General features: G+C 73.2%; 14 protein-coding genes. 7 read left to right on the forward strand and 7 right to left on the reverse strand.

Annotated elements, in window-relative coordinates; all coding sequences use genetic code 11:
• The first annotated feature begins 76 nt into the window (after positions 1-76).
• Complete coding sequence (locus tag ACIBQ6_RS10860; protein WP_397211235.1) at positions 77-967, forward strand: SDR family oxidoreductase; 891 nt, start codon at positions 77-79, stop codon at positions 965-967.
• Positions 968-1,026: 59 nt separating this feature from the next.
• Here ACIBQ6_RS10860 and ACIBQ6_RS10865 read toward each other — a convergent pair whose 3' ends face one another.
• Both ACIBQ6_RS10865 and ACIBQ6_RS10870 read right to left on the reverse strand, forming a co-directional pair.
• Positions 1,027-1,971, reverse strand: coding sequence for a WYL domain-containing protein (locus ACIBQ6_RS10865; protein WP_358286481.1), 945 nt, complete (start codon positions 1,969-1,971; stop codon positions 1,027-1,029).
• Positions 1,953-3,566 carry a CocE/NonD family hydrolase gene (locus ACIBQ6_RS10870; RefSeq protein ID WP_397211237.1) on the reverse strand — a complete coding sequence of 538 codons (1,614 nt, stop codon included), beginning with the start codon at positions 3,564-3,566 and terminating at the stop codon, positions 1,953-1,955. The genes ACIBQ6_RS10865 and ACIBQ6_RS10870 overlap by 19 nt, the downstream gene beginning before the upstream one ends.
• A gap of 89 nt (positions 3,567-3,655) precedes the next feature.
• Here ACIBQ6_RS10870 and ACIBQ6_RS10875 point away from each other — a divergent pair, with 89 nt between their 5' ends.
• The gene (locus ACIBQ6_RS10875; protein WP_358286484.1) at positions 3,656-4,441 is read left to right on the forward strand and encodes an SGNH/GDSL hydrolase family protein; all 786 of its coding nucleotides are present in this window, start codon (positions 3,656-3,658) and stop codon (positions 4,439-4,441) included.
• A gap of 146 nt (positions 4,442-4,587) precedes the next feature.
• On the opposite strand, the gene ACIBQ6_RS10880 is transcribed toward ACIBQ6_RS10875, so the two are convergent.
• Both ACIBQ6_RS10880 and ACIBQ6_RS10885 read right to left on the reverse strand, forming a co-directional pair.
• Positions 4,588-8,094, reverse strand: a complete 3,507-nt coding sequence (locus ACIBQ6_RS10880; protein WP_397211239.1) for a S8 family serine peptidase — start codon at positions 8,092-8,094, stop codon at positions 4,588-4,590.
• 138 nt (positions 8,095-8,232) lie between these two features.
• Positions 8,233-9,666, reverse strand: a complete 1,434-nt coding sequence (locus tag ACIBQ6_RS10885) for a glycosyltransferase family 39 protein (RefSeq protein ID WP_397211241.1) — start codon at positions 9,664-9,666, stop codon at positions 8,233-8,235.
• Positions 9,667-9,904: 238 nt separating this feature from the next.
• On the opposite strand from ACIBQ6_RS10885, the gene ACIBQ6_RS10890 reads away from it, so the two are divergent.
• The 4 genes from ACIBQ6_RS10890 to thyX all read left to right on the forward strand — a co-directional run bounded on the left by ACIBQ6_RS10890 (position 9,905) and on the right by thyX (position 17,088).
• Entirely contained in the window at positions 9,905-12,031 is a 2,127-nt protein-coding gene (locus ACIBQ6_RS10890) for an anthranilate synthase component I (protein ID WP_358286490.1), read from the forward strand.
• Between the two features lie 92 nt (positions 12,032-12,123).
• Entirely contained in the window at positions 12,124-13,269 is a 1,146-nt protein-coding gene (locus ACIBQ6_RS10895; protein WP_358286492.1) for an amidohydrolase family protein, read from the forward strand.
• 263 nt (positions 13,270-13,532) lie between these two features.
• Positions 13,533-16,172, forward strand: coding sequence for a M4 family metallopeptidase (locus ACIBQ6_RS10900; protein ID WP_397211243.1), 2,640 nt, complete (start codon positions 13,533-13,535; stop codon positions 16,170-16,172).
• Positions 16,173-16,305: 133 nt separating this feature from the next.
• On the forward strand, positions 16,306-17,088 hold the full coding sequence (thyX, locus tag ACIBQ6_RS10905; protein ID WP_352350875.1) for an FAD-dependent thymidylate synthase: 783 nt from the start codon (positions 16,306-16,308) through the stop codon (positions 17,086-17,088).
• Between the two features lie 4 nt (positions 17,089-17,092).
• Here thyX and ACIBQ6_RS10910 read toward each other — a convergent pair whose 3' ends face one another.
• Together ACIBQ6_RS10910 and ACIBQ6_RS10915 are read right to left on the reverse strand one after the other, a co-directional pair.
• Complete coding sequence (locus ACIBQ6_RS10910; protein ID WP_357975558.1) at positions 17,093-17,413, reverse strand: hypothetical protein; 321 nt, start codon at positions 17,411-17,413, stop codon at positions 17,093-17,095.
• Between the two features lie 3 nt (positions 17,414-17,416).
• Positions 17,417-18,496, reverse strand: a complete 1,080-nt coding sequence (locus tag ACIBQ6_RS10915) for a WD40/YVTN/BNR-like repeat-containing protein (protein WP_397211245.1) — start codon at positions 18,494-18,496, stop codon at positions 17,417-17,419.
• 174 nt (positions 18,497-18,670) lie between these two features.
• On the opposite strand from ACIBQ6_RS10915, the gene ACIBQ6_RS10920 reads away from it, so the two are divergent.
• A complete protein-coding gene (locus ACIBQ6_RS10920) occupies positions 18,671-19,480 on the forward strand; it encodes a helix-turn-helix transcriptional regulator (protein ID WP_358286498.1) in 810 nt (269 codons plus the stop codon).
• A 22-nt stretch (positions 19,481-19,502) separates the two neighbouring features.
• Here ACIBQ6_RS10920 and ACIBQ6_RS10925 read toward each other — a convergent pair whose 3' ends face one another.
• Complete coding sequence (locus ACIBQ6_RS10925; protein ID WP_397211247.1) at positions 19,503-20,621, reverse strand: globin domain-containing protein; 1,119 nt, start codon at positions 20,619-20,621, stop codon at positions 19,503-19,505.
• Positions 20,622-20,815: the final 194 nt, after the last annotated feature.

Raw genomic sequence — 20,815 nt, forward strand, 5'->3', positions numbered from 1 at the left:
TAATCAACTACTTATCACAGCGTTCCTGCGGAAAACATGACAGGAGGTGGCGGGTATCCGGGCCACGATCGTGCCCGTGATTGTTGTGGTGGCGGGCGCGACCCGCGGAACGGGACGAGGAATGGCGGTCGCCCTGGGGGCGGCCGGAGCGACGGTCTACTGCGCCGGACGGAGCACGCGCGAGAGCCGTTCGGAGATGAACCGTCCGGAGACGATCGAGGAGACCGCCGAGCTGGTGAGCGCGGCCGGCGGGACGGGCATCGCGGTCCCCGTCGACTTCCTGGACCCGGCGGCGGTGGCCGGGCTGGCCGCCCGCGTCGAACGGGAACAGGGCCGCCTGGACGTGCTGGTCAACGACGTGTGGGGCGGCGACCACCTGTGGAAGTGGGAGACCCCCGTCTGGGAGCAGGACCTGGACGACGGGCTGCGCCTGCTCAGGCTGGCCGTCGACACCCACCTCATCAGCGCCCGCCACCTGCTGCCGCTGCTGATCCGGCACGAGGGCGGACTGGTCGTGGAGGTCACCGACGGCACCTGGGAGTTCCACCGGACCCGCTACCGCGAGAACGTCTACTTCGACCTGGCCAAGCTGTCGGTCAACCGGCTGGCCTTCGCCTGGTCCCACGAGCTGCGCCCGTACGGCGGGACGGCGGTGGCCGTCACGCCCGGGTTCCTGCGCTCGGAGGCGATGCTGGACGGCTTCGGCGTCACCGAGGAGAACTGGCGCGAGGCGAAGGCGGACAGCGCGTGGAGGGTCTCCGAGACCCCCGCCTACGCCGGTCGCGGCGTGGCCGCCCTCGCCCAGGACCCCGACCGGCACCGGTGGTCGGGGTCCTCGGTGACCAGCGGCGAGCTGGCCGAGGCGTACGGCGTCACCGACGTGGACGGCAGCCGGCCGCAGGTGTGGCGCTACATCGCCGAGGTCATGGAGAAGGGCGGCGAGGGCGGCTGGGAGGACTACCGCTGACACCCGCCGCGCGGCCGGGCCGTTCTCAAAGCAGGTGGAGCCCGGTCACGCGGGCGTCCTCAGCGCCGGTAGAGCTCGGCCATGCGGGCGGCGGCGTCGGCGACCTGGGCGCGCAGCTCCTCCGGCGCCAGCACCTCGGCCTCCGGGCCGAACCGCAGCACCTGGGTGAAGGCCACCCGCGTCGACTCCACGGCCAGCCGCACGGTCCCGTCCGGCTGGAGCGAGGCCAGCGCGTCGTCCAGGGCCGCCGGGTCGGCGACGTACCGCAGCATGCGCCGGCCGGCCGGGGTCAGCCGCAACGTGATCACGTCCCTGAGCAGGGAGCGGCTGAACTCGGCCGCCTGCCCGGCCCAGAACGCGGCCAGGTCGAAGTCCGCGTCCCGCTCGAAACGCGGCTCGCGCGCGCGGACGTCCCCCATGCGGTCCACCCGGAAGATCAGGAACCGCTCGCGCAGGCGGGCCACCAGGTACCAGGCGCCCGCCTTCAGCACCAGCCCGTACGGCTCCAGCTCCCGCGTGCGCTCCTTGTAGACCACCGTGACCGGCAGGTCGTTCCACACGGCCCTGGCCAGCGGGGCCAGCGCCGGGGGCGGCGGCGCGTCGGCGGCGTACCAGCCGGGCGCGTCCAGGTGGAAACGCTGCGCGGCCGTGGCGGGCGCGTCGCGCAGCGAGGGCGACAGCGCCGCGGCGGCCTTGAGCCGGGCCGTCGCGGCCACCTCCTGCAACCCCATCTCGCGCAGCGCCGCGGGCACCCCCGACAGGAACAGCGCCTCGGCCTCGGCCCGGTCCAGCCCGGTCAGCCGGGTGCGGTAGCCGTCCAGCAGGCGGTAGCCGCCGCCGCGCCCGCGGTCGGCGTAGACCGGCACGCCCGCCTCCGACAGCGCCAGCACGTCGCGGTGCACCGTGCGCTCGGAGACCTCCAGCTCCCTGGCCAGCTCGGCCGCCGTCATCCCGCCCCTGGCCTGCAGCAGCAGGACCAGCGACATCAGCCGCGCGGCGCGCACAGCGGCAGCACCACGGCTGAGGGGCGGGCGGGGGAGTGGAACACCTCGACGTCGGCCGGCATCATCGGGCCGCCGGGCGCGCCCACCGGCTCGCCGGTGCCCGGGTTGCGGGCGATCGTCGGGTACGCGCCGGCCGCCACGTGCACCCGGATCCGGTGGTCGCGGCGGAACCGGTGGCCGATCGGCCACAACTCCACCCGTACCCGGCGCACACCGTCGCCGTTCCCTTCACCGTTCCCGTCATCGGCGGTGTGCGGGCCCAGCCGGCGCACCCCCTCGCACAGGTTGAGCGAGCGCCCGTCGGGGTGCACGTCGCAGACCCGGACCACGACGTCCACGTACGGCGTGCTGGACCGGACGTAGACGTCGGCGTGCACCGGGCCGATCATCTCCACGTCGGCCTCCAGCGCCGCGGAGCTGTAGACCAGCACGTCGCGCCGGGCCTCCAGGCGCCGCTGGTCACGCGGCCTGGAGTCGGCCAGCAGCACGGGCCCGCCGATCGCCGGCGTCGGATGGGCGGGGTGGTAGCGGAACCGGTCGGACCCGGCCTCCTCGGGCTCGCGCGGGTCCAGCCCGCCGCCCGGCCGCAGGTGCCAGCGCTGCTCCCGCACGCCCGGCACCGGCCAGTCGGGGTAGTCGCGCCACTCGCCGGCCCCCGTGACGTAGAGCCGCACCGGGTCCGTCCGCAGGCCGGACGGGTCGTCCATGAGGTGGGCGCGGAACCAGGCCAGCGCCTCGGCCTTCGAGGGCCTCCCGTGCCGGGAGTCGACGTGGTACCAGGGCCCGATCGTCAGGTACGGCCGCCGCCCGGCCGCCCGCATCGCCGCGTAGTCCTTGAGCTGCCAGGGCAGGAAGACGTCGTACCAGCCGCCGAGCATGGTGACCGCCGCCTCCACCTCGCCGACCTTGAGCGAGAAGTCGCGCTTGTGCCAGTACGGCACGGCCGGGTCGGCGTGGTGGGCCAGCAGGTCGCGGAAGAACCGCAGCGGCCGCCCCGCCGAGGCCACGTCCAGCTCGGCCACCGGCCGCCCCGACAACACGGCCCGGCGGGTCACCCTGGGGGCGGTCAGCATCGCGGCCCCGCCGACGAAGCGGCGCGTCATGGTGTCGGTCAGCGTGGTCCAGCTCAGCGTCGACTCCAGCGCGAACGCGCCGCCCACGTAGGCGGCGTCCCTGAACTGGGAGGCGGTGATCTGCGTGGCCATGGCCTTGAGCTCGGGCCCGGCCTCGGCGGCGACGGCCCACTGGGCGTAGCCGAGGTAGGAGGGGCCGAACATGGCGAACGAGCCGCCGTACCAGGGCTGTTCGCGCAGCCAGGCGATGGTGGCCAGGCCGTCGTCGTGCTCGTCGCCGAGCGGGTCGAGGCTGCCGCCGGAGCCGAAGCCGCCCCGGCAGCTCTGGATCAGCACGTGGAAGCCGTTCCTGGCGAAGCCGCGGCCGTACATCCAGCCGAACAGGCCGCGCCGGCCGTACGGCGAACGGATCAGCACCGCCGGGCCCGGCCGCCCATGAGCCGGGGCGTAGTGGTCGGCCAGCAGCGTCACACCGTCGGGCATCGGGACGGGGATGTCCCGCCGGAGCCGCACGCGTCTCATGTCCTAACCAGTAACAGATCGGGCGGGACGGGTGGTAGCCGGGGGTTACGGTCGCGTAGGGACAAAGGTCCTTGGCAAACTATCCGGTCATGGGACGAATCACTTCGTATGTCGCCCTAGGGGACAGTTTCACCGAAGGACTTGAGGACCCGGCCGACCACGGTTTCCGCGGCTGGGCCGACCGGCTGGCCGAGCACATCGAGGCCGACCGCCGCCAGGCCGGGGAGCCCGGACTGCGGTACGCCAACCTCGCCGTCCGCGGCCGGCTGATCGAGCAGATCGTGTCGGAGCAGGTGCCGAAGGCGGTCGAGCTCGGCGCCGACCTGGTCTCGCTGTGCGCCGGGGGCAACGACATCCTGCGGCCGGGCAGCGGACCGGCGTCCGTGGCCAGGCGGCTGGAGGAGGGCGTCAGGACGCTCACCGAGGCGGGCAGCCGGGTGCTCATGTTCACCGGCTTCGACCTGCGGCACGTGCCGGTGATGCGGCTGGCCCACTCCAAGATCGAGGTCTACAACCTGCACATCCACGACATCGCCCGCCGCTACGACGCGCTGCTGGTGGACCTGTGGCCGATGCCGGTCCTGCGCGACCCGCGCGCCTGGAACGCCGACCGCCTGCACCTCAGCCCCGACGGCCACCGCCGGGTGGCGCTGCGGGCCGCCGAGGTGCTCGGCGTGCCGGTGGCGGAGGACTGGCGCGAGGCGTACCCGGCCAGGCGGCCGCCGGTCTGGACGGCCGCCCGCCGCGAGGACCTGCGCTGGGCCAGGACCTACCTCGGCCCGTGGATCGGCAGGCGCATCAACCGGCGCTCCTCGGGCGACGGCGTCGCGCCCAAGCGCCCCGACCTCGCCCCGCTGCCGACCGCCGGCCGCTGACCCCGCTCCCGGCCCCGGCCCGCTTCCCGGCCCGCCGCCGATCCCCGCCGCCGATCCCCGCCGCCGATCCCCGCCGCCGATCCCCGCCGCCGATCCCGGCCCGGCCCGGGGTCCCGCCGCACCAGGAACGGCGGGACCCCGGACGGTCAGGGCAGCGCCTTGTCCGGGCGCTCGGAGACGCGCACGCCGTTGACCAGCGTGGCCCCCTGCCGGGCGGCGAAGCGCACGTTGAGCTGACCGTCGGTCACCTTCACCGTGTACTGCCTGGCCACCGCCGTGTACGTGCCCGCTTCCAGCGCCAGGTCCAGCGCCGGGATCGCGAGCTGGCCCTCGACGAGCACGTCGAAGACCCGTTTGCCCATCTGCGTGCTCTTCACCTCGGCGAAGTCCAGCTCCACCGTGTACGTCCCGGCGGGCACGCCGTCGAACCGGTACTCCAGCATGCCCTCCCTGGCCGTCCGGAACAGCGCCTGGTCGGCGGTGCCCGCGATGGTCCTGGACGTGCTCGCCGTCTTGGTCGAGGTCGCCACGTAGCCGTACCCGCCCTGGGCCCAGCGGCGGTCGGGCGCCCAGGCGTCGCCGTCGGCGTCGGTCAGCGCCTTCGTCCCGCCGGCGTCGACGGCCACCTGGAACTTGGGCACCACCACGGTCACCTTGATCTCGATGGCCGGCTGCCGCCCGCTGGCCGACTTGACGACCAGCTTGCCGGTGCGCATCCCGCCGGGCGTCACCCCGGCGCCGGAGAGCGTCACCCGCAGCGTCGCCTTCTGACCCTTGGCCAGCTCGCCCGCCTGCGGCGTGACCGACGCCCAGTCGGCGTCGCTCGTCACCGTGTAGGCGGTGGGGGAGCCCAGGTTCGTCAGCTCCAGCGTGCGCGTCCTGGTCGCCCCGGCGGGCATGACCGCGGTCAGCTCGGCGGCCGAGGCGCTCACCCGGCCGGTGACCAGGGCGGTGTCGATCCTGGTCAGCGTGCCGGGCGCGACCGTGACCGGCTTGGTGAAGGTGCCGTAGTTCTCCTTGGCCACCACCACGTCGTGGTCGCCCGCCGGGACCTGCCCGAAGAACGACCCGTCCGCGCCGGTCGTGAACGAGGCCACGTCGCCCAGCTTCACCGACGCCCCGGCCAGCGGCTCGCCGTCGTTGGCGTCGGTGACCACGCCGGTCACCAGGCCGTGCCGGCTCGCGGTGAACGTCACGCCGCGGCCGGTGGCCAGCGCGGCCTCCTCGTAGGAGTAGAGCAGCGCGTCCGTGCCGGCCGCGTTCTCGATGCCGACGGTGGCGCTGGAGCCCTGGTCGCGCTCGCTCTCGACGTCCTTGTACCGGAAGGAGATCGAGCCGTCCTCGCCCAGCAGCGCCGCGAACGACACCCGCTCGCCGGTCCCGCTGTAGAAGGTGACGTTGCGCCACTCCACGACGTACTGGCGGTGCGGGGCCGTGCCTGCCACGCCGGTGTAGACGCCCGCCTCGGCGTCCACCTTCAGGTCGTCCCAGTACGGGTAGACCGCGTTGTTCGGCGTGCCCGTGCCCGGCAGGCGGCTGTTGCTGCCCGTGGTGACCCGGTCGGCGGCGAAGGTGACGAACCCGTTCGTGCTGATCCACGCCCTGGACTGCCCGGTGCCGTAGAACGGGACCGCGAACGGCAGCGTCACCTGCACGGCCTCGTCGTCGCCGGTCAGCGCCAGCTTCTCGGTCCCGGCGACGTACGGCTGCGCCGCGGCCCGGCAGGTGTAGCCGAAGCCGTCGCCGCGCAGCGGCAGCTCCACGTCCCTGACCGTGCTCCCGTCGTCCCCGTCCACGGTGACCTGCGCGCTCGCGCCGCTGGAGCAGCGCGAGACCGGGGTGACCGTCAGCGTGTACGTCCCGCGCGGCAGCGTCATCGTGTACCGGCCGGAGGCGTCGGTGACCGCGCTCACCGGCGTGCCGCCGGCGGCCACGGTCGCGCCCGGCTCGGGCACGCCGGCCGTGCTGACCGTGCCCGACAGCGTGCCGGACGGCTGCCGGACGAGCGTCACGTCGCCGGTCGTGACCTGCTCGGCGGTCACCGTGGCGGTGGCGGTCCCGCGGTCGTAGCCGAACTTCTCCGCCGTCAGCGCGTACTCGCCGGGCAGCAGGCGCGGGATCGTGTACGAGCCGTCCTGCCCGGTGACGACCGCGCGCGCCAGCGGCCCGGTCACCTTGACCGTCACGCCCGGCACCGGCTCGCCGGCCGCCGTGACCGTGCCGCGCAGCTCGCCCAGCCCCTCGTCCGGCGCGGCCTGGACGGCGGCGTAGGCGTCCAGCCGGCCCTCGCCCCAGACGTTGTTGTCGCCCGCGGTGCCGCCGCAGCTCGTGTCGGCCACGTCGATCGCCGTGCGGTCCAGCAGCGGCCGGGTCGCGGCCACGTCGCCCTGCAGCCGGGGCGCGGCCGACCAGATCAGCGCCACCGTGGCGGCCACGTGCGGCGAGGCCATCGAGGTGCCGGTGTAGGAGTCGTAGTCGTCGTCCGGGACCGAGGAGCGCACGTTCACCGCGGGGGCCGCGATGTTCGGCTTGATCTCGCCGTCCTGGCCCTCGCCCTTGCTCGACCTGCTGTACAGCACGTTGTCGACGTCGAAGCCGCCCGCGCTGTAGCTGATCGCGTACTGGCCGGGGGAGCCGCTGGTGCGGCAGGCCGGGCCCTCGTTGCCGTTGGCGAAGGCGGGGAAGATGCCCGCCGCCACCCACGCCTGGACGGTCTCGACGTACCAGGGGTCGAACCCGTTGCCGCCCCAGGAGTTGTTGACGATGTCCGGCGCGAGGTCGGGACGCGGGTTGCGGCCGTTCAGGTCGGTCGGGGCCAGCACCCACTGGCCGGCGGCCAGCAGCGAGGCGTCCGTGCAGGTGTTGACCTCGCAGCCCTTGGCGGCGATCCAGCGCACGCCGGGCGCCACGCCGATGCCGTTCGCGCCCGCCATCGTGCCCATGACGTGCGTGCCGTGGCCGTTGTTGTCGCACGGCGCCGCCGACGGGCAGATGCGCGCCGGGTCGAACCAGTTGTAGTCGTGGGTGTAGGAGCCGTCGGGGTTCCTGCCCCGGTAGCTCGCGGCCAGGTCGGGGTGGTCGTACTGGACGCCGGAGTCGATGGAGGCGACCACGATGCCCTCGCCCCGGTCGCCCAGCTCGCTCCACACCCGCGGGGCGCCGATCCGGTCGACGTTCCACTCGACCGCGCCGGCCCTGGGCTCGGCCCGGCCGGTCACCGGCTTGGGCAGCGCGACGACGGTGACCGGGTCGATCCGGTCCACCTCGGGCAGCTCGCTGATCGCCGACGCCAGCTTGGCGTCCGCGGTCACCCGTACGGCGTCGACGATCCAGTACGAGGTGTAGTCGGCCTTCTGGGCGTCCAGCAGCTTGACCAGCCCGGCCTGCGAGGTCTTGGCCCGCTCGGTCTTGGCCTGGTAGACCAGCTGCGTCCTGGCCCGTTTGGTGGCGGCCCGGCGGGCGGCGCCGAGGTCGGCGGTGCCCTTCATCCGGACCCAGAAGGTGGCCTTGCCGTCCTTGTCCAGCTCGGCCTGGACGGTCTGGGAGATCTTGCCGGGATCGGGCGCCGCGTGCGCCGGGGCCTGGGGGACGGCCAGGGCGGCGGCGGTGACGATCCCGGTCAGGATCGCACGCCAGGTGAGGGTGTTGCGCACGTGCTCTCCTTCACGACGTTCACGACGGTGAGGAAGAGGTGATCTTTCCGCCTCTGTCGAGAAGGGTGAAGAGATCCTGTCGGGAAAGCAAGGGCGCTGATCCTAACAAGCTCGGATAAGTCCCGAAATGTAATGTGGTCAGCTGAAATGTCGCCACATCGGCCAGGTGGCGGACCACGGCCGGACGGGATCCCGGCAGAGCCACACCGGCAGGCCCTGCTCCTCGTTGTCGACGTCCACGCCGTTGTCCACGAGGGCCTTCTGCTCGCAGGAGCCGAACAGCGCGCGGGCCCGGCCGCCCGCGTTCACCAGGATCGCCACGGTCGCGTCGTCCGGCGGCGGGCCGTACGCCCAGAGCTGGTTGTGGCCGGAGTACACCCGGGTCAGGCCCGCCCGGTCGAGGGCGCCGTACTCGCCGTAGTTGCCCGTCACGACCACCGCGCGGGCCCGCTCGTCCGGCGGCAGCGCCCGCAGCACGCCGCCGACGGCGGCGGCGAAGCGCGGCCAGCCGACCGACTCGCGGGCCACCTCGTTGATCGCCGGCACCGGCGTGGCGGCCAGCGCGCCGACCGGCACGAGCGGCAGCGCGAGCACCGCGCAGGCCGCCGCGTTGACCGCGAGGAACGCCCACGCCGCGCGCACCCGCCCGGCCCGCGACACGCTCACGCACCCGGCCGCGAACAGCGCCACGATCAGCCCCGCGGTGTAGTCGAACCGCCCGCCGCTGACCAGCGTCAGCACCGCCGTCACCGGATAGGCCACCGCCACCGCCCGCACCCGCCGGTCGCGCCACAGCCGGACGAACCCCAGCGCCGCGACCACCGAGACCACCGGCCCGAACAGCGTGAGCTGCATCGGCACGAACATCACCCGCATCTCGGCGCCCTTGTCCGCGCTGAGCGCGGCGGCCATCGACAGCTGCGGCCAGCCGTGCGTGGCCTGGTAGACCAGGTTCGGCGCGGCCAGCGCGGCGGCCACCAGCGCGCCGCCCCACAACCACGGGCTGCCCAGCGCCCGCCGCGGCCCGGCGATCAGCAGGCCCGCCGCCAGGCCCAGCACCAGCAGCGCGATGAGGTGCTTGTTGTAGGTGGCCAGCCCGATCACCGCGCCCGCCGCGAGCCACCAGCGCGGCTGCTCGCGCAGCAGCGCCCGGAGCGCGAACAGGATCGCCGCCGTCCACAGCGGCAGGTCGAAGCTGACCGTCAGCAGCGTGTGCGCCGCGATCAGCGTGTACGCCCCGGTCGCCGCGCCCACGGCGGCCATCGTCTGGGCGAGCCGGTCGCCGCCCAGCTCCCGCGCCACCAGCGCCACCAGCACGACCACGGCCGCCGCGGCCAGCGCGGGGAACACCCGCAGCGCCGTCACCGTGTCGCCGAACAGCCCGAGCGCCGCCTTGCCCAGCATGGGCGTCAGCGGGGGCTGGTCGACGTACCCCCAGGCCGGGTGGCCGGCCAGGACCCGGAAGTACAGCTCGTCGCGGTGGTAGCCGTACCAGGGGCTCAGTGCGAGGGCCACGCCGGCGGTCAGGACCGCGGTCACCGTCACCGGACGCCACGCCCAGGGCCGTTCCATGGACGTCGAGGCTAGATCCATTGCCCGCCCTTTGTCACTGCCTGAGCGGGTGTCGCGTTGCGCGATCTTGGTCCGGCGGTTAACCTGGGGGCATGCGAAATCGCCCTCAGATCCAGTGGTGGCGCCGCTCCTAGGCGGCGCGTTTTCGCATTCCTCTCAAAGGACGGCCGCCCCGGATGGCGGCCTTTCTCGTGTCCGCCCCCGGGGCCTCATGATGTGACGTGGTAAGGGGCAGCAAGTGGAGACCAGCGGATATACCACCGCCGGGGGCGTCGGCGTCGAGCGCGAGGCACGCGACGTGTCGGAAGAGGCGCTCGAAGAGATCGTGACCGCGCTCGGCGAACGGCGCGGCGGCGCCTTCTCGTCGGGCATGGACTACCCGGGCCGCTACAGCCGATGGGCCTTCGGCTACGTCGACCCCTGCCTGGAGCTGGTCGCCAAGGGGCGGGTCATCTCGGCGACCGCGCTCAACGAGCGCGGCAGGGTCGTGCTGCCCGCCGTGGCCTCCTGCCTGCTCGCCGCGGGCAAGCCGGTCAGCGAGCCGACGCCCGACCGCGTCGAGGTGCACGTCCCGGAGTCCGAAGACCTGCTGCCGGAGGAGATGCGCAGCCGCCGGCCCACCGTGTTCACCGCGATCCGCGAGGTCATCGCCGCCTTCGCGGGCGACGACCCCCACCTCGGCCTCTACGGCTCCTTCGGCTACGACCTGGCCTTCCAGTTCGAGCCCATCCGGCAGGAGCTGGCCCGTCCCGACGACCAGCGCGACCTGGTGCTCCACCTGCCCGACCGGATCGTCGTCATCGACCGCCAGCGCGAGACCAGCGTCGAGTACCGCTACGAGTTCACCGTCGACGGCGCCACCACCCGCGGCCTGGAGCGCACCGGCAGCTCCGTCCCGCAGGTGGTCCCCGGCGAGCTGCCGAAGGACCCGGTGCGCGGCGAGTACGCCAAGGTCGTGGCCGCCGCCAAGGAGCGGTTCAAGCGCGGCGACCTGTTCGAGGTCGTGCCCGGCCAGGTCTTCCACGCCGTCTGCACCGACCCGTCGGCCTTCTACCGCGGCCTGCGCCACAGCAACCCGGCGCCGTACGAGTTCATCATCAGCCTCGGCGACGGCGAGCACCTCGTGGGCGCCTCGCCCGAGATGTACGTCCGGGTCAACGGCGACCGCGTCGAGACCTGCCCCATCTCCGGCACCATCGCCCGCGGCAGCAACCCGGTCGAGGACGCCGAGGCCATCCGCACCCTCCTGAGCAGCGTCAAGGAGGAGTCGGAGCTGACCATGTGCACCGACGTCGACCGCAACGACAAGTCGCGCATCTGCGTCCCCGGCACGGTCAAGGTCATCGGCCGCCGCCAGATCGAGCTCTACTCGCGCCTGATCCACACCGTCGACCACATCGAGGGCCGCCTGCGTCCCGAGTTCGACGCCCTCGACGCCTTCCTCACCCACATGTGGGCCGTCACCGTCACCGGCGCCCCCAAGACGTGGGCCATGCAGTTCATCGAGGACCACGAGGCCACCACCCGCCGCTGGTACGGCGGCGCCATCGGCTTCATCGGCTTCGACGGCTCCATGAACACCGGCCTGACCCTGCGCACCGCCCAGATCAAGAACGGCGTGGCCACCGTCCGGGCTGGGGCGACCCTGCTGTTCGACTCCGACCCCGAGGCCGAGGAGCGCGAGACCGAGCTCAAGGCCAGCGCCCTGCTCGGCGCCCTGGCCTCGGTCAACCAGCCCGACGCCGTCCCGCCCGCCGTGGTCAGGGAGCAGCCGGGGGCCGGCATGAAGGTGCTGCTCGTCGACCACGAGGACTCCTTCGTCAACACGCTGGCCGACTACTTCCGCCAGGAGGGGGCCGACGTGGTGACGCTGCGCCACGGCTTCCCGGCCCACACCATCGACGACGTCGCGCCCGACCTGGTCGTGCTCTCGCCCGGCCCCGGCTGGCCGTCCGACTTCGGCATGGCGGCGCTCATCGACGAGATCTACGCCCGCGACCTGCCCGTCTTCGGCGTGTGCCTGGGCCTGCAGGCCATGGTCGAGCACGCCGGCGGCTCGCTGGAGCTGCTCGACTACCCCGAGCACGGCAAGCGCGGCCAGGTCAGCCGCCTGGGCGACAGCGCGCTGCTGGAGGGGCTGCCCGAGGAGTTCACCGCGGCCCGCTACCACTCGCTGCACGCCAAGCGGCCCGGCGTGGTCGGCTTCACCCCGACCGCGCTCACGCCCGACGGCAACGTCATGGCCATCGAGGACGTCGAGCGGCGGCGCTTCGCCGTGCAGTTCCACCCCGAGTCGATCCTCACCCAGGAGGGCGGCGCGGGCGCGAAGATCATCGCGAACGTGCTGCGCCTCACCCGGCGCTGACCCGGGCCGGTTTCGTCTGGGAAGGGGCAGGGTGTTCCTGTCGTAGGGCAAAACGTCCGCGGGGGCGTGCGGGGCTCCCCTAGAGTCTCCGCATGCTCCCCGTAGCCCTGCCCGACACGGTGCGTGACGCGCTGCTCGCCCCGCTCGTCGACCACCACTGTCACGGGGTTCGCCGGGACGACCTGACCCGGGCCCAGTTCGAGCCGCTGATCAACGCCGGCGGCGCGCCGGCCCCGCCCGGCACCACGCATTTCGACTCGCCGGTCGGCATGAGCCTGCGCCGCTGGTGCGCCCCGCTGCTCGGCCTGGAGCCGCACGCGCCCCCGGCCGTCTACCTAGCCCGGCGGGCCGAGCTGGGCGCGGGCGAGGTCAACCGGCGCCTGCTGGCCGGGGCGGGGGTGGTGGCGTTCCTGGTGGACACCGGGGACGAGGACATCGACCTGCTGTCGGCGGCCGAGATGGGCCGCCACGGCGGAGCCGCCGCCGACGAGATCGTCCGGATCGAGCAGATCGAGCAGGACGTCGCCGAGTCGGCGCAGCTCGCCGTCGACTACCTCGACGGCCTGGCCGACGAGCTGTCGGCCAGGGCCGCCAGGGCGGTCGGCCTCAAGACGGTCATCGCGGGCCGCTGCGGGCTCGACTTCGACCCGGCCAGGCCGAGCACCGGCTCGGTCATCGCCGGTGCCAACCGCCGGCTGGCCGACCCCAAACGGCCGCTGACCGACCCGGTGCTGCTGCGCCACCTGCTGTGGAGCGCGATCGACGTGGCCCGCGAGCGGGGCCTGCCGGTGCAGTTCCAGGCCGGGTTCGGCGGGCGCGGCCCCGACCTGCACCGTACGGACCCGGCCAGGCTCAGCGCCCTCATGGACGCGTTGCAGCCCCTCGGCGTGCCGGTCATCCTGCTCCACTGCTACCCCTACCACCGCACCGCCGCCTACCTGGCGGGCGTCTACCCGCACGTCTACGTCGACGTCGGCCCGGCCCTGCCGCACACCGCCGCCGCCTCGGCCCGCGTCATGGACGAGCTGCTGGAGCTGGCGCCGTTCCACAAGCAGCTGTTCAGCTCCGGCTGCCGGGGCGTGGCCGAGACCGGCTACCTCGGCGCCCTGTACCACCGGCAGGCGCTGGGCGCGGCCCTGCTGGCCAGGCTGGAGGCGGGGGAGTGGAGCCCGGCCGACGCGGCCCGGATCGCCCACATGATCGGCTCGGGCAACGCCCGCCGGGTGTACCGCCTCTGACGCCCGCCCGCGCCGGTGGCGGCTCAGGGCGACGCCCGCTGGCGGCGCCTGCGGGCCGCCCGGCGGGCACCCGTTGGCGGCGGCGATGCGCGCCGGTGGCGGCGGTGCGCGTTGTCGCCGTAACGGAATGCCATTAATTCACGACATTTCCCTCACTAATCGGAAATTTACATTTCCGGTAATCAAATTGTGATTTGTCTATTTGTCAATATTGCTGTGATGATCGTGGACGCCAGAACCCCTACGCCACACCTGGAGGTGTCGTGTCCTGGCGTCCCTTCGTCCTCACGGCCGCAGCCCTGTCACTCGCGCTGGCCGTTCCCGGTGTCGCGGCGGCCGACGACCCGCCGCAGCCGCAGGTGGAGTCCCGGGCCGGCACCCGGGCCCCCGCCGAGGTGAGCGGGCTGGCCGAGCCCGCCGCCGCAGCGGACCCCGTCGCCGCGGCCAAGGCCCACCTGGCCGACCCGCGCTACCACCTCGACCCCGCCGACCTGGTACCGCTGCGCACGGTCGCGAACGGCCAGGACGAGACCGTCAGGTTCGCCCAGCGGTACCGGAACCTGCCCGTCTTCGGCGCCCAGTACCTGGTCCGCTTCCGCAAGGACGGCGCGAAGCGCGAGGTCACCGGCGCCGGCGGCCGCTTCCTCACCGAGCTCGACGTGAACACCACGCCCACGGTCACCCCCGCGCTGGCGGCCCGGCTGGCCCGCGCCCGGCTCGTCCGGGACGACCAGGTCCGCGCCACGGTCAAGGCCACGCCCGGTGAGCTCGTCGTGCTGCCGCGCGGCAAGGGCGTGCTGGCCTGGCACGTCACCCTGACCGGCGCGGACGCGGCCAGGAAGCGGCCCGTCCTGCTGGACGCCTACGTGGACGCCCACTCCGGCCGGCCGCTGTTCGCGCTGGACCGGCTGCGCATGGAGGGCCCGGCGACCGGCAGCGGGCAGACCGCGCACGGCAGGACCGTCCCGCTCAACGTCTACCAGCGGGCCGACGGCGCGTACGAGCTGCGCGACCGCGCCCGCCCGATGTGGAACGGCACCACCGGCGAGATCCTCACCTACGACGCCGCCGGCGCCGACGTGCAGCAGTTCCTCGAACCCGGCGTGCCGGCCGGCACCGAGCTCGCCAAGTCGCCCACGCCCGCCTTCGGCCCCGAGCACACCGAGAGCGGCGCCGTGGACGCCCAGTGGGGCGCGGGCAAGGTCTACGAGTACTACAAGGGGCTCGGCCGCGACGGGCTCGACGGCAAGGGCGGCACGATGTACTCGGTCGTCAACGTCACCTACTACGGCAGCCCGTTCGAGAACGCCTTCTGGGACGGCACCAAGATGGTCTACGGCGGCGGCGGCGCCGACCTGCACTCCTTCGCCGCCAGCCTCGACGTCGTCGGCCACGAGATGACCCACGGCGTCATCACCCACAGCGCCGACCTGGTCTACCAGGGCCAGTCGGGCGCGATGAACGAGGGCCTGGCCGACTACTTCGGCAACGCCATCCAGACCGGCGCGCTCGGCATCCCGATGAGCGACCCCGACGCCAGCCTGCTCGGCGAGGACCTGTGCAAGAGCCTGCCGCCCGCCCAGTGCGCCACCCGCGACCTCGACGACGACCGCAACGCCGCCAAGGACTACCTCGGCGTCACCACCGCGATCGACGCCGGCGGCGTGCACCTCAACTCCACGATCTTCTCCGGCGCCCTGTGGGACGTCAGGGAGCAGCTCGGCGCCGGCTTCGACAAAGTCGTCTACAAGGCGCTGACCGAGTACATGACCCCGCTCGACGACTTCGCCGACGGCCGCCGCGCCGTCGAGTCGGCCGCCCGCGCCGCCGGGCTGTCGGGGCGCGACCGGCTGGCGGTCGCGGCGGCCTTCGAGCGGCACGGCATCAGGCCCGGCTGGGAGCGGCTGATCCGCACCGACAGCCGCGTCGTCCTGGACGGCCTCACCGACTCCCTCGACCCGCCCGCCCTGGCCGGTGACCGGTACGCCGTCACCGACAGCACCCCCGACGCGAACGGCCCCACCGTCATCAGGACCGGACGCGTGAGCGGCGGCCCCGCGACCACCGTCTCCGACGACGGCCGCTGGGACTGGACGCCGGCCACCGACGGCAGGCGGGCGGTGTGGGTCGCCCTCGACCCCGAGTCGGGCCGCTTCCAGGTCCGCTCCCGGCCGCTCGACGCCTCGGCGCCGTCCACCGTCCTGCACGAGACCACCGGCTACGTCTACGCCGCCGCGGTCTCGGGCGACGCCGTGGCCTGGTCCGGCGAGGACCCCGCGACCGGCGAGGTCGAGCTGTGGCTCAAGCGCGGGAACGCCGCCCCGGTCAATCTCACCGCCGACAAGGGCGTGGCCGGGTACATGCCCTCGGTCACCGGCGGCCGGCTGGTCTACGTGCGGGTGAGCTTCGTCTCCGGCGGCAGCCACAGCACGCCCGTCGTGCACGACCTGGCGACCGGCAAGGAGGTCGTGGTGCCCGAGGTGCCGCCGACCGGCGCGATCCCGTCGCTGTCGATCCGCCCGGCGCTGACGGCCGGGCACGTCGTCTGGCTCTACGACGCCGACCGCGACGGCCGGATGGGCGTCATGCGGGCCGCGCTGGACGGCACCGGCCAGACGCCGGTCGTGCCGGACGGGCCGCAGGCGCCGTACGCCACCTGGCTCGACGCGAGCGAGTCGCGGGTGACCGTCGGCGTGCAGCCCGACGGGACCACGCTGGAGAACGCGAACCTGACCAAGATCTACCAGGTTCCGGTCACCGGCGGGGCCCTTGAGCGCTACTCCTGCAACCGCGGGGAGCAGGCGCTGTTCGCCGCCGGCGCGGCGGGTCGCGTCCTGTGGCTGGACGGGACCGCCGGCGACACCGACCTGGTGACCCGCGACAGGCCCGCGCACCGCTGCTGACCTGGCAAGGGCGTCCGCCCGGCGCCCGCCGTGCCTCCGGAGGGGGACGGCGGGCGCCGAGTCGCGCGCAGCCCCGCGAGCTGGTTTGCTTGAGCCCGTCACAAACCACAGAACCCGAGCGGGGGGCTCCCTTATGCGCAGTGTCGAACCCGAGGTCTTCATCGTCGCCCGTCCTGAGCTTGACTACGACGAGCTCGCCCGATACCTGGGCGAGGTCGGCGGCGAGAGCTGGCTGGAGCGGCTCGACCGCGGCGACCTCGACGCCCAGAACCTCGCCGAGTTCGCCGGCCGCCTCTGCTACCGCTCCTTCGAGCCGGGCCTCAACCCCAACGTGGTGCGCATCAGGGAGAACCAGGACGACTACCTGCGCAACATCCTGGCCAGCGCGCACGGCTCGGTCCTCGAACACGTCAGCTTCAGCTTCGTGCTGCACAACGTCAGCCGCGTCCTGACGCACGAGCTGGTGCGCCACCGGCCCGGCGTGGCCATCTCCCAGGAGTCGCTGCGCTTCGTCCGGCTCGACGAGCTGCCGTTCTGGTTCCCCGAGTGGGCCCAGCAGGACCCCGAGCTGATGAAGCGGGCCACGGCCGTGCTGGAGCAGCTGGAGCAGTTCCAGCTCTGGATGGCCGGGCACTTCGGGCTCGACGAGGAGGGCGTGCCGTTCTCGGAGAAGAAGCACCGCACGTCGTTCATGCGCCGCTTCGCCCCCGAGGGCCTGGCCACCGGCCTGGTCTGGACGGCCAACGTGCGCACGCTGCGGCACACGATCGAGGCCCGCACCGCCGTCGGCGCGGAGGAGGAGATCCGCCTGCTCTTCCAGCGCATCGGCGAGCTCATGCGCAAGGAGGCGCCCGCCCTGTTCGGCGACTACGTCGTCGAGGACGGGGCCTGGGTGCCGGGCTGGCGCAAGGTCTGAGGCGTCAGGCGAGCGCGGGCAGCACGTAGACCTCGGCGCCCGGCGGCAGGGCGCAGTCCAGGTCGCCGAGCCCGCGGGCGTTCTCCCCGCACACGATCATGCTGATGTGCCGGCGGATGCGGCCGTAGTCGTCGCGCAGCCGCTCCTCCAGCAGCGGATGGGTGCGCCGCAGCATGTCGAGCGCCGAGCCGAGCGTGGGCGGGGAGTCGCGGTCGGCGCCGACCGCGAACACCTTCACCTCGGTGCGCCCGCTCACCCACCGCCGCAGCGAGCTGGGCAGCACGAACACGACCATCGTCACGGGCTTGGTGAATGACCTGGCCATCGGTCAGAGCACCGCCGCGCGCACGCTCAGCACGTCGGGCAGGTGGCGGGCGACCTGCGACCAGCTCTCGCCGTCGTCGCGCGAGCAGTAGACCTCGCCGTCGCGGGTGCCGAAGAACAGCCCGGCGGGGGAGGCGGTCATCGCGTCGCGCAGCACGGTGGCGTGCACGGGCCCCTCGGGCAGGCCCTCGCCCAGCTCCTGCCAGGTGGCGCCGGCGTCCTGGCTGCGGCAGACCCGGTAGCGGTGGCCGACCGGGGTGCGGTCGATGTCGGCCGTCAGCGGCAGCACGAAGATCGTGTCGGGGCGGGTGGGGTGGACCACGATGGGGAAGCCGAAGTCGGAGGGCAGCGCGGAGCCGATGTCGTGCCAGCTGCCGCCGAAGTCGTCGCTGCGGTAGACGCCGAAGTGGTGCTGGAGATAGAGCCGGTCGGGCCGGGCGGGGTCGCGGCAGACCTTGTGCACGCACTGCCCGAACTCGGGATACTGCTGTCCTTCGGGCAGGAACGGTGCCCGGATGCCCTGGTTGGCGGCCTCCCACGACATGCCGCCGTCGCGGGTGCGGTAGAAGCCGGCCGCCGAGACCGCGATGCCCATGACCTCGGGGTCGGTGGGATGGGGGACGATCGTGTGCAGGCACAGCCCGCCGCCGCCCGGCTGCCACCGCGGCCGGTGGGGATGGTCCCACAGGCCCTCGACCAGCCGGTAGGTCACGCCGTTGTCCTCCGAGCGGAACAGCGCGGCCGGCTCCACGCCGGCCCACACCACGCCCGGCTCCGACGGCGAGGGCGTGAGCTGCCACACCCGGGCCAGCGTCGCGTCGGTCTTGTCGGGGAAGGCGATGGGCGGCTGGGGCGCCTCGCCCCAGGACTCGCCGAGATCATCGGAGTACATCACGGACGGGCCGAAATGGCCGTACTCGATGCCGGCCAGCAACCGGGGGGTGCCTCCCCGGGTGTCGACGGCCACCGAGGGCACCGCGACCGTGGAGAACCGGATCGGCTCGATCTCGAACGGGCCGCCGCCCGCCGAACGGGCGAGGAACAGGCCCTTGCGGGTGCCGATCGCGAGGACTGCGTCACTCATAGCATCGCTCCCATGTTCGCTTGCCGCCATCGTGCCACGCGCGCGGCGGCGGTGCCGAGGACTGGGAGATTTGCCGCACGCCTGCCGCCCGGCCGCCCGCGGACGGCCGGGACGGCGCGGGCATTACCCGACAGGTAATCGTGATACTTCCCTCTCCCCGCTAGATTTCCTGACATGGGAGCAGTAGCGATACAAGAAGAGACTTTTGGTGATTTGTTGCGGTCGTGGCGGCAGCGGCGCCGGGTGAGCCAGCTCGACCTGGCCATCGAGGCCGACGTCTCCTCCCGGCACGTCAGCTTCCTGGAGACCGGCCGCGCCCGGCCCAGCCGCGAGATGGTGATGCGGCTGGCCGAGGAGCTCGACGTGCCGCTGCGCCACCGCAACCGGCTGCTGGTCGCCGCCGGGTTCGCGCCGGTCTTCCCCGAGCGCGAGGTGCGCGCCCCGGAGATGGCCGTCGTCCGCCAGGCGCTGGACAAGATCCTGGCCGGGCACGAGCCGTACCCGGCGCTGGTCGTGGACGCGGCGTGGAACCTGGTGGCGGCCAACTCGGCGGCCGCCATGTTCATGGCCGGCGTGCCCGCCGAGCTGCTGGCCGAGCCGGTCAACGTGATGCGGCTGTCGCTGCACCCCGACGCGATGGGCGGCAGGCTGCTGAACCTGGCCGAGGTCCGCGCGTACCTGCTGCACCAGCTCCGCAGGCAGGCCGAGGCGTCGGCCGACGGCCGCCTGGCCGAGCTGCACGACGAGCTGGCCGCCTACACCTACCCCGGCGTCAACCTCAACGTGGCCCACGTGCCGGGACCGGGCGACATCCTGCTGCCGCTGCGCATCGCCGACGGCGACCGCGTGTTGTCGATGTTCACCACCATCGCCACCTTCGGCACGCCGATGGACGTGACCGTCTCGGAGCTGGCCATCGAGACGTTCTGGCCGGCCGACGAGGAGACCGCCGCCGCCTTCCGCCGCGATCCGGCGGCCTCCTGACGACCACCGTGGACGGTCGGTCCTAGCGTTCACCGGTGACGACGTCGCGGTGGATGCGCGCCAGTGGCACGCCGTCGGCCTGCAGGCGGCGCACGGTGCCGTCCACCATGCCGCCCGGGCCGCAGACGTACACGTCGTGCTCGCGCCAGGAGTGGAAGCGCCCGGTCACCTCCGGCAGGTGGCCGCGCATCCCGGCGTAGGACGGGTCGCCGGAGACCACCGGCAGCACCTGCAACCACGGGAAGGACGCCTGCATCGCCAGCAGGTCGGGCAGGTCGTACAGCTCGTCGGCGGTGCGCACGCCGTGCAGCAGGTGGATCCGCGGCCGGCGGCCCGAGGCGATGACGTGCTCGACGATCGCCTTCAGCGGAGCCAGCCCCGTGCCGCCGGCCACGCACAGCAGGTCGCGGGCGCTGTGCTCACACGGCGTCATCGTGCCCATCGGCGGCCCGAGCATGACCGTGTCGCCGATGCTGGTGTGCCTGGTCAGCGCCGTGGACACCCAGCCGCCCGGCACCGAGCGCACGTGCAGCGTGACCGTGTCGTCCGGGCGCGGCGCGTTGGCGATGGAGAACGTGCGCCACACCCGCGGCCAGCGCGCGGTCTGGACGGTGACGTACTGGCCCGCCGTGTACGGCAGCCGCTGCGCGGGCCGCAGCGTGATCACCGCGATGTCGGGACGGCGCAGCTCGTGGTCGACGACCTCGGCCGGCCACCAGGCCGGCGAGACGCCCGCCTGCGACTCGGCCGACTCGATCATCAGGTTGGCCGCCGCCGTGTACGCCGACACCCACGCCGCCTCGATCTCGTCGTTCCACACCTCGGCGGCGAAGCGCCGGATCGTGGCCAGCAGGGCGGTGCCGACGGCCGTGTAGTGCTCGGCGAGCACCCCGTACTTGCGATGGTCCCTGCCGAGCTGGCCGAGGTAGGCGGCCAGGCCGTCCGGGCTGTCCAGGCTCCACACGATCCGGGTCAGCGCGCCGAACAGCCGGTCGCGCTGGACGTCCATCGCGGGCGGGAACATCCCCCGCAGGTGCGGGCTCGCGGCGAACAGCCGTCCGTAGAAGTACGCGGTCGCCTTGTCGGCCACGGGCTCGACGAGTGAGAAGCTCTCCTTCACCAGTCGCGGATTCAACGACATGCACTCAACCCCACCCCATTGGACCGGAAAATCGATTCCGGCCGCGTCGGCCACCTCCTGACGGCTCCGGGTCGTGAACGCGCTGCGTGCCCCGGCACATCCGGCGCGCTCGGAAATGAGTCTTACACCACCTCTGATGCGTCACAACCGATTCACCCCAATTGCGATATGGGCTTTTCCGGCGGAGAAAATGA

It is taken from the genome of Nonomuraea sp. NPDC049655 (genome assembly GCF_044465465.1).
Classification (GTDB): Bacteria; Actinomycetota; Actinomycetes; order Streptosporangiales; family Streptosporangiaceae; genus Nonomuraea.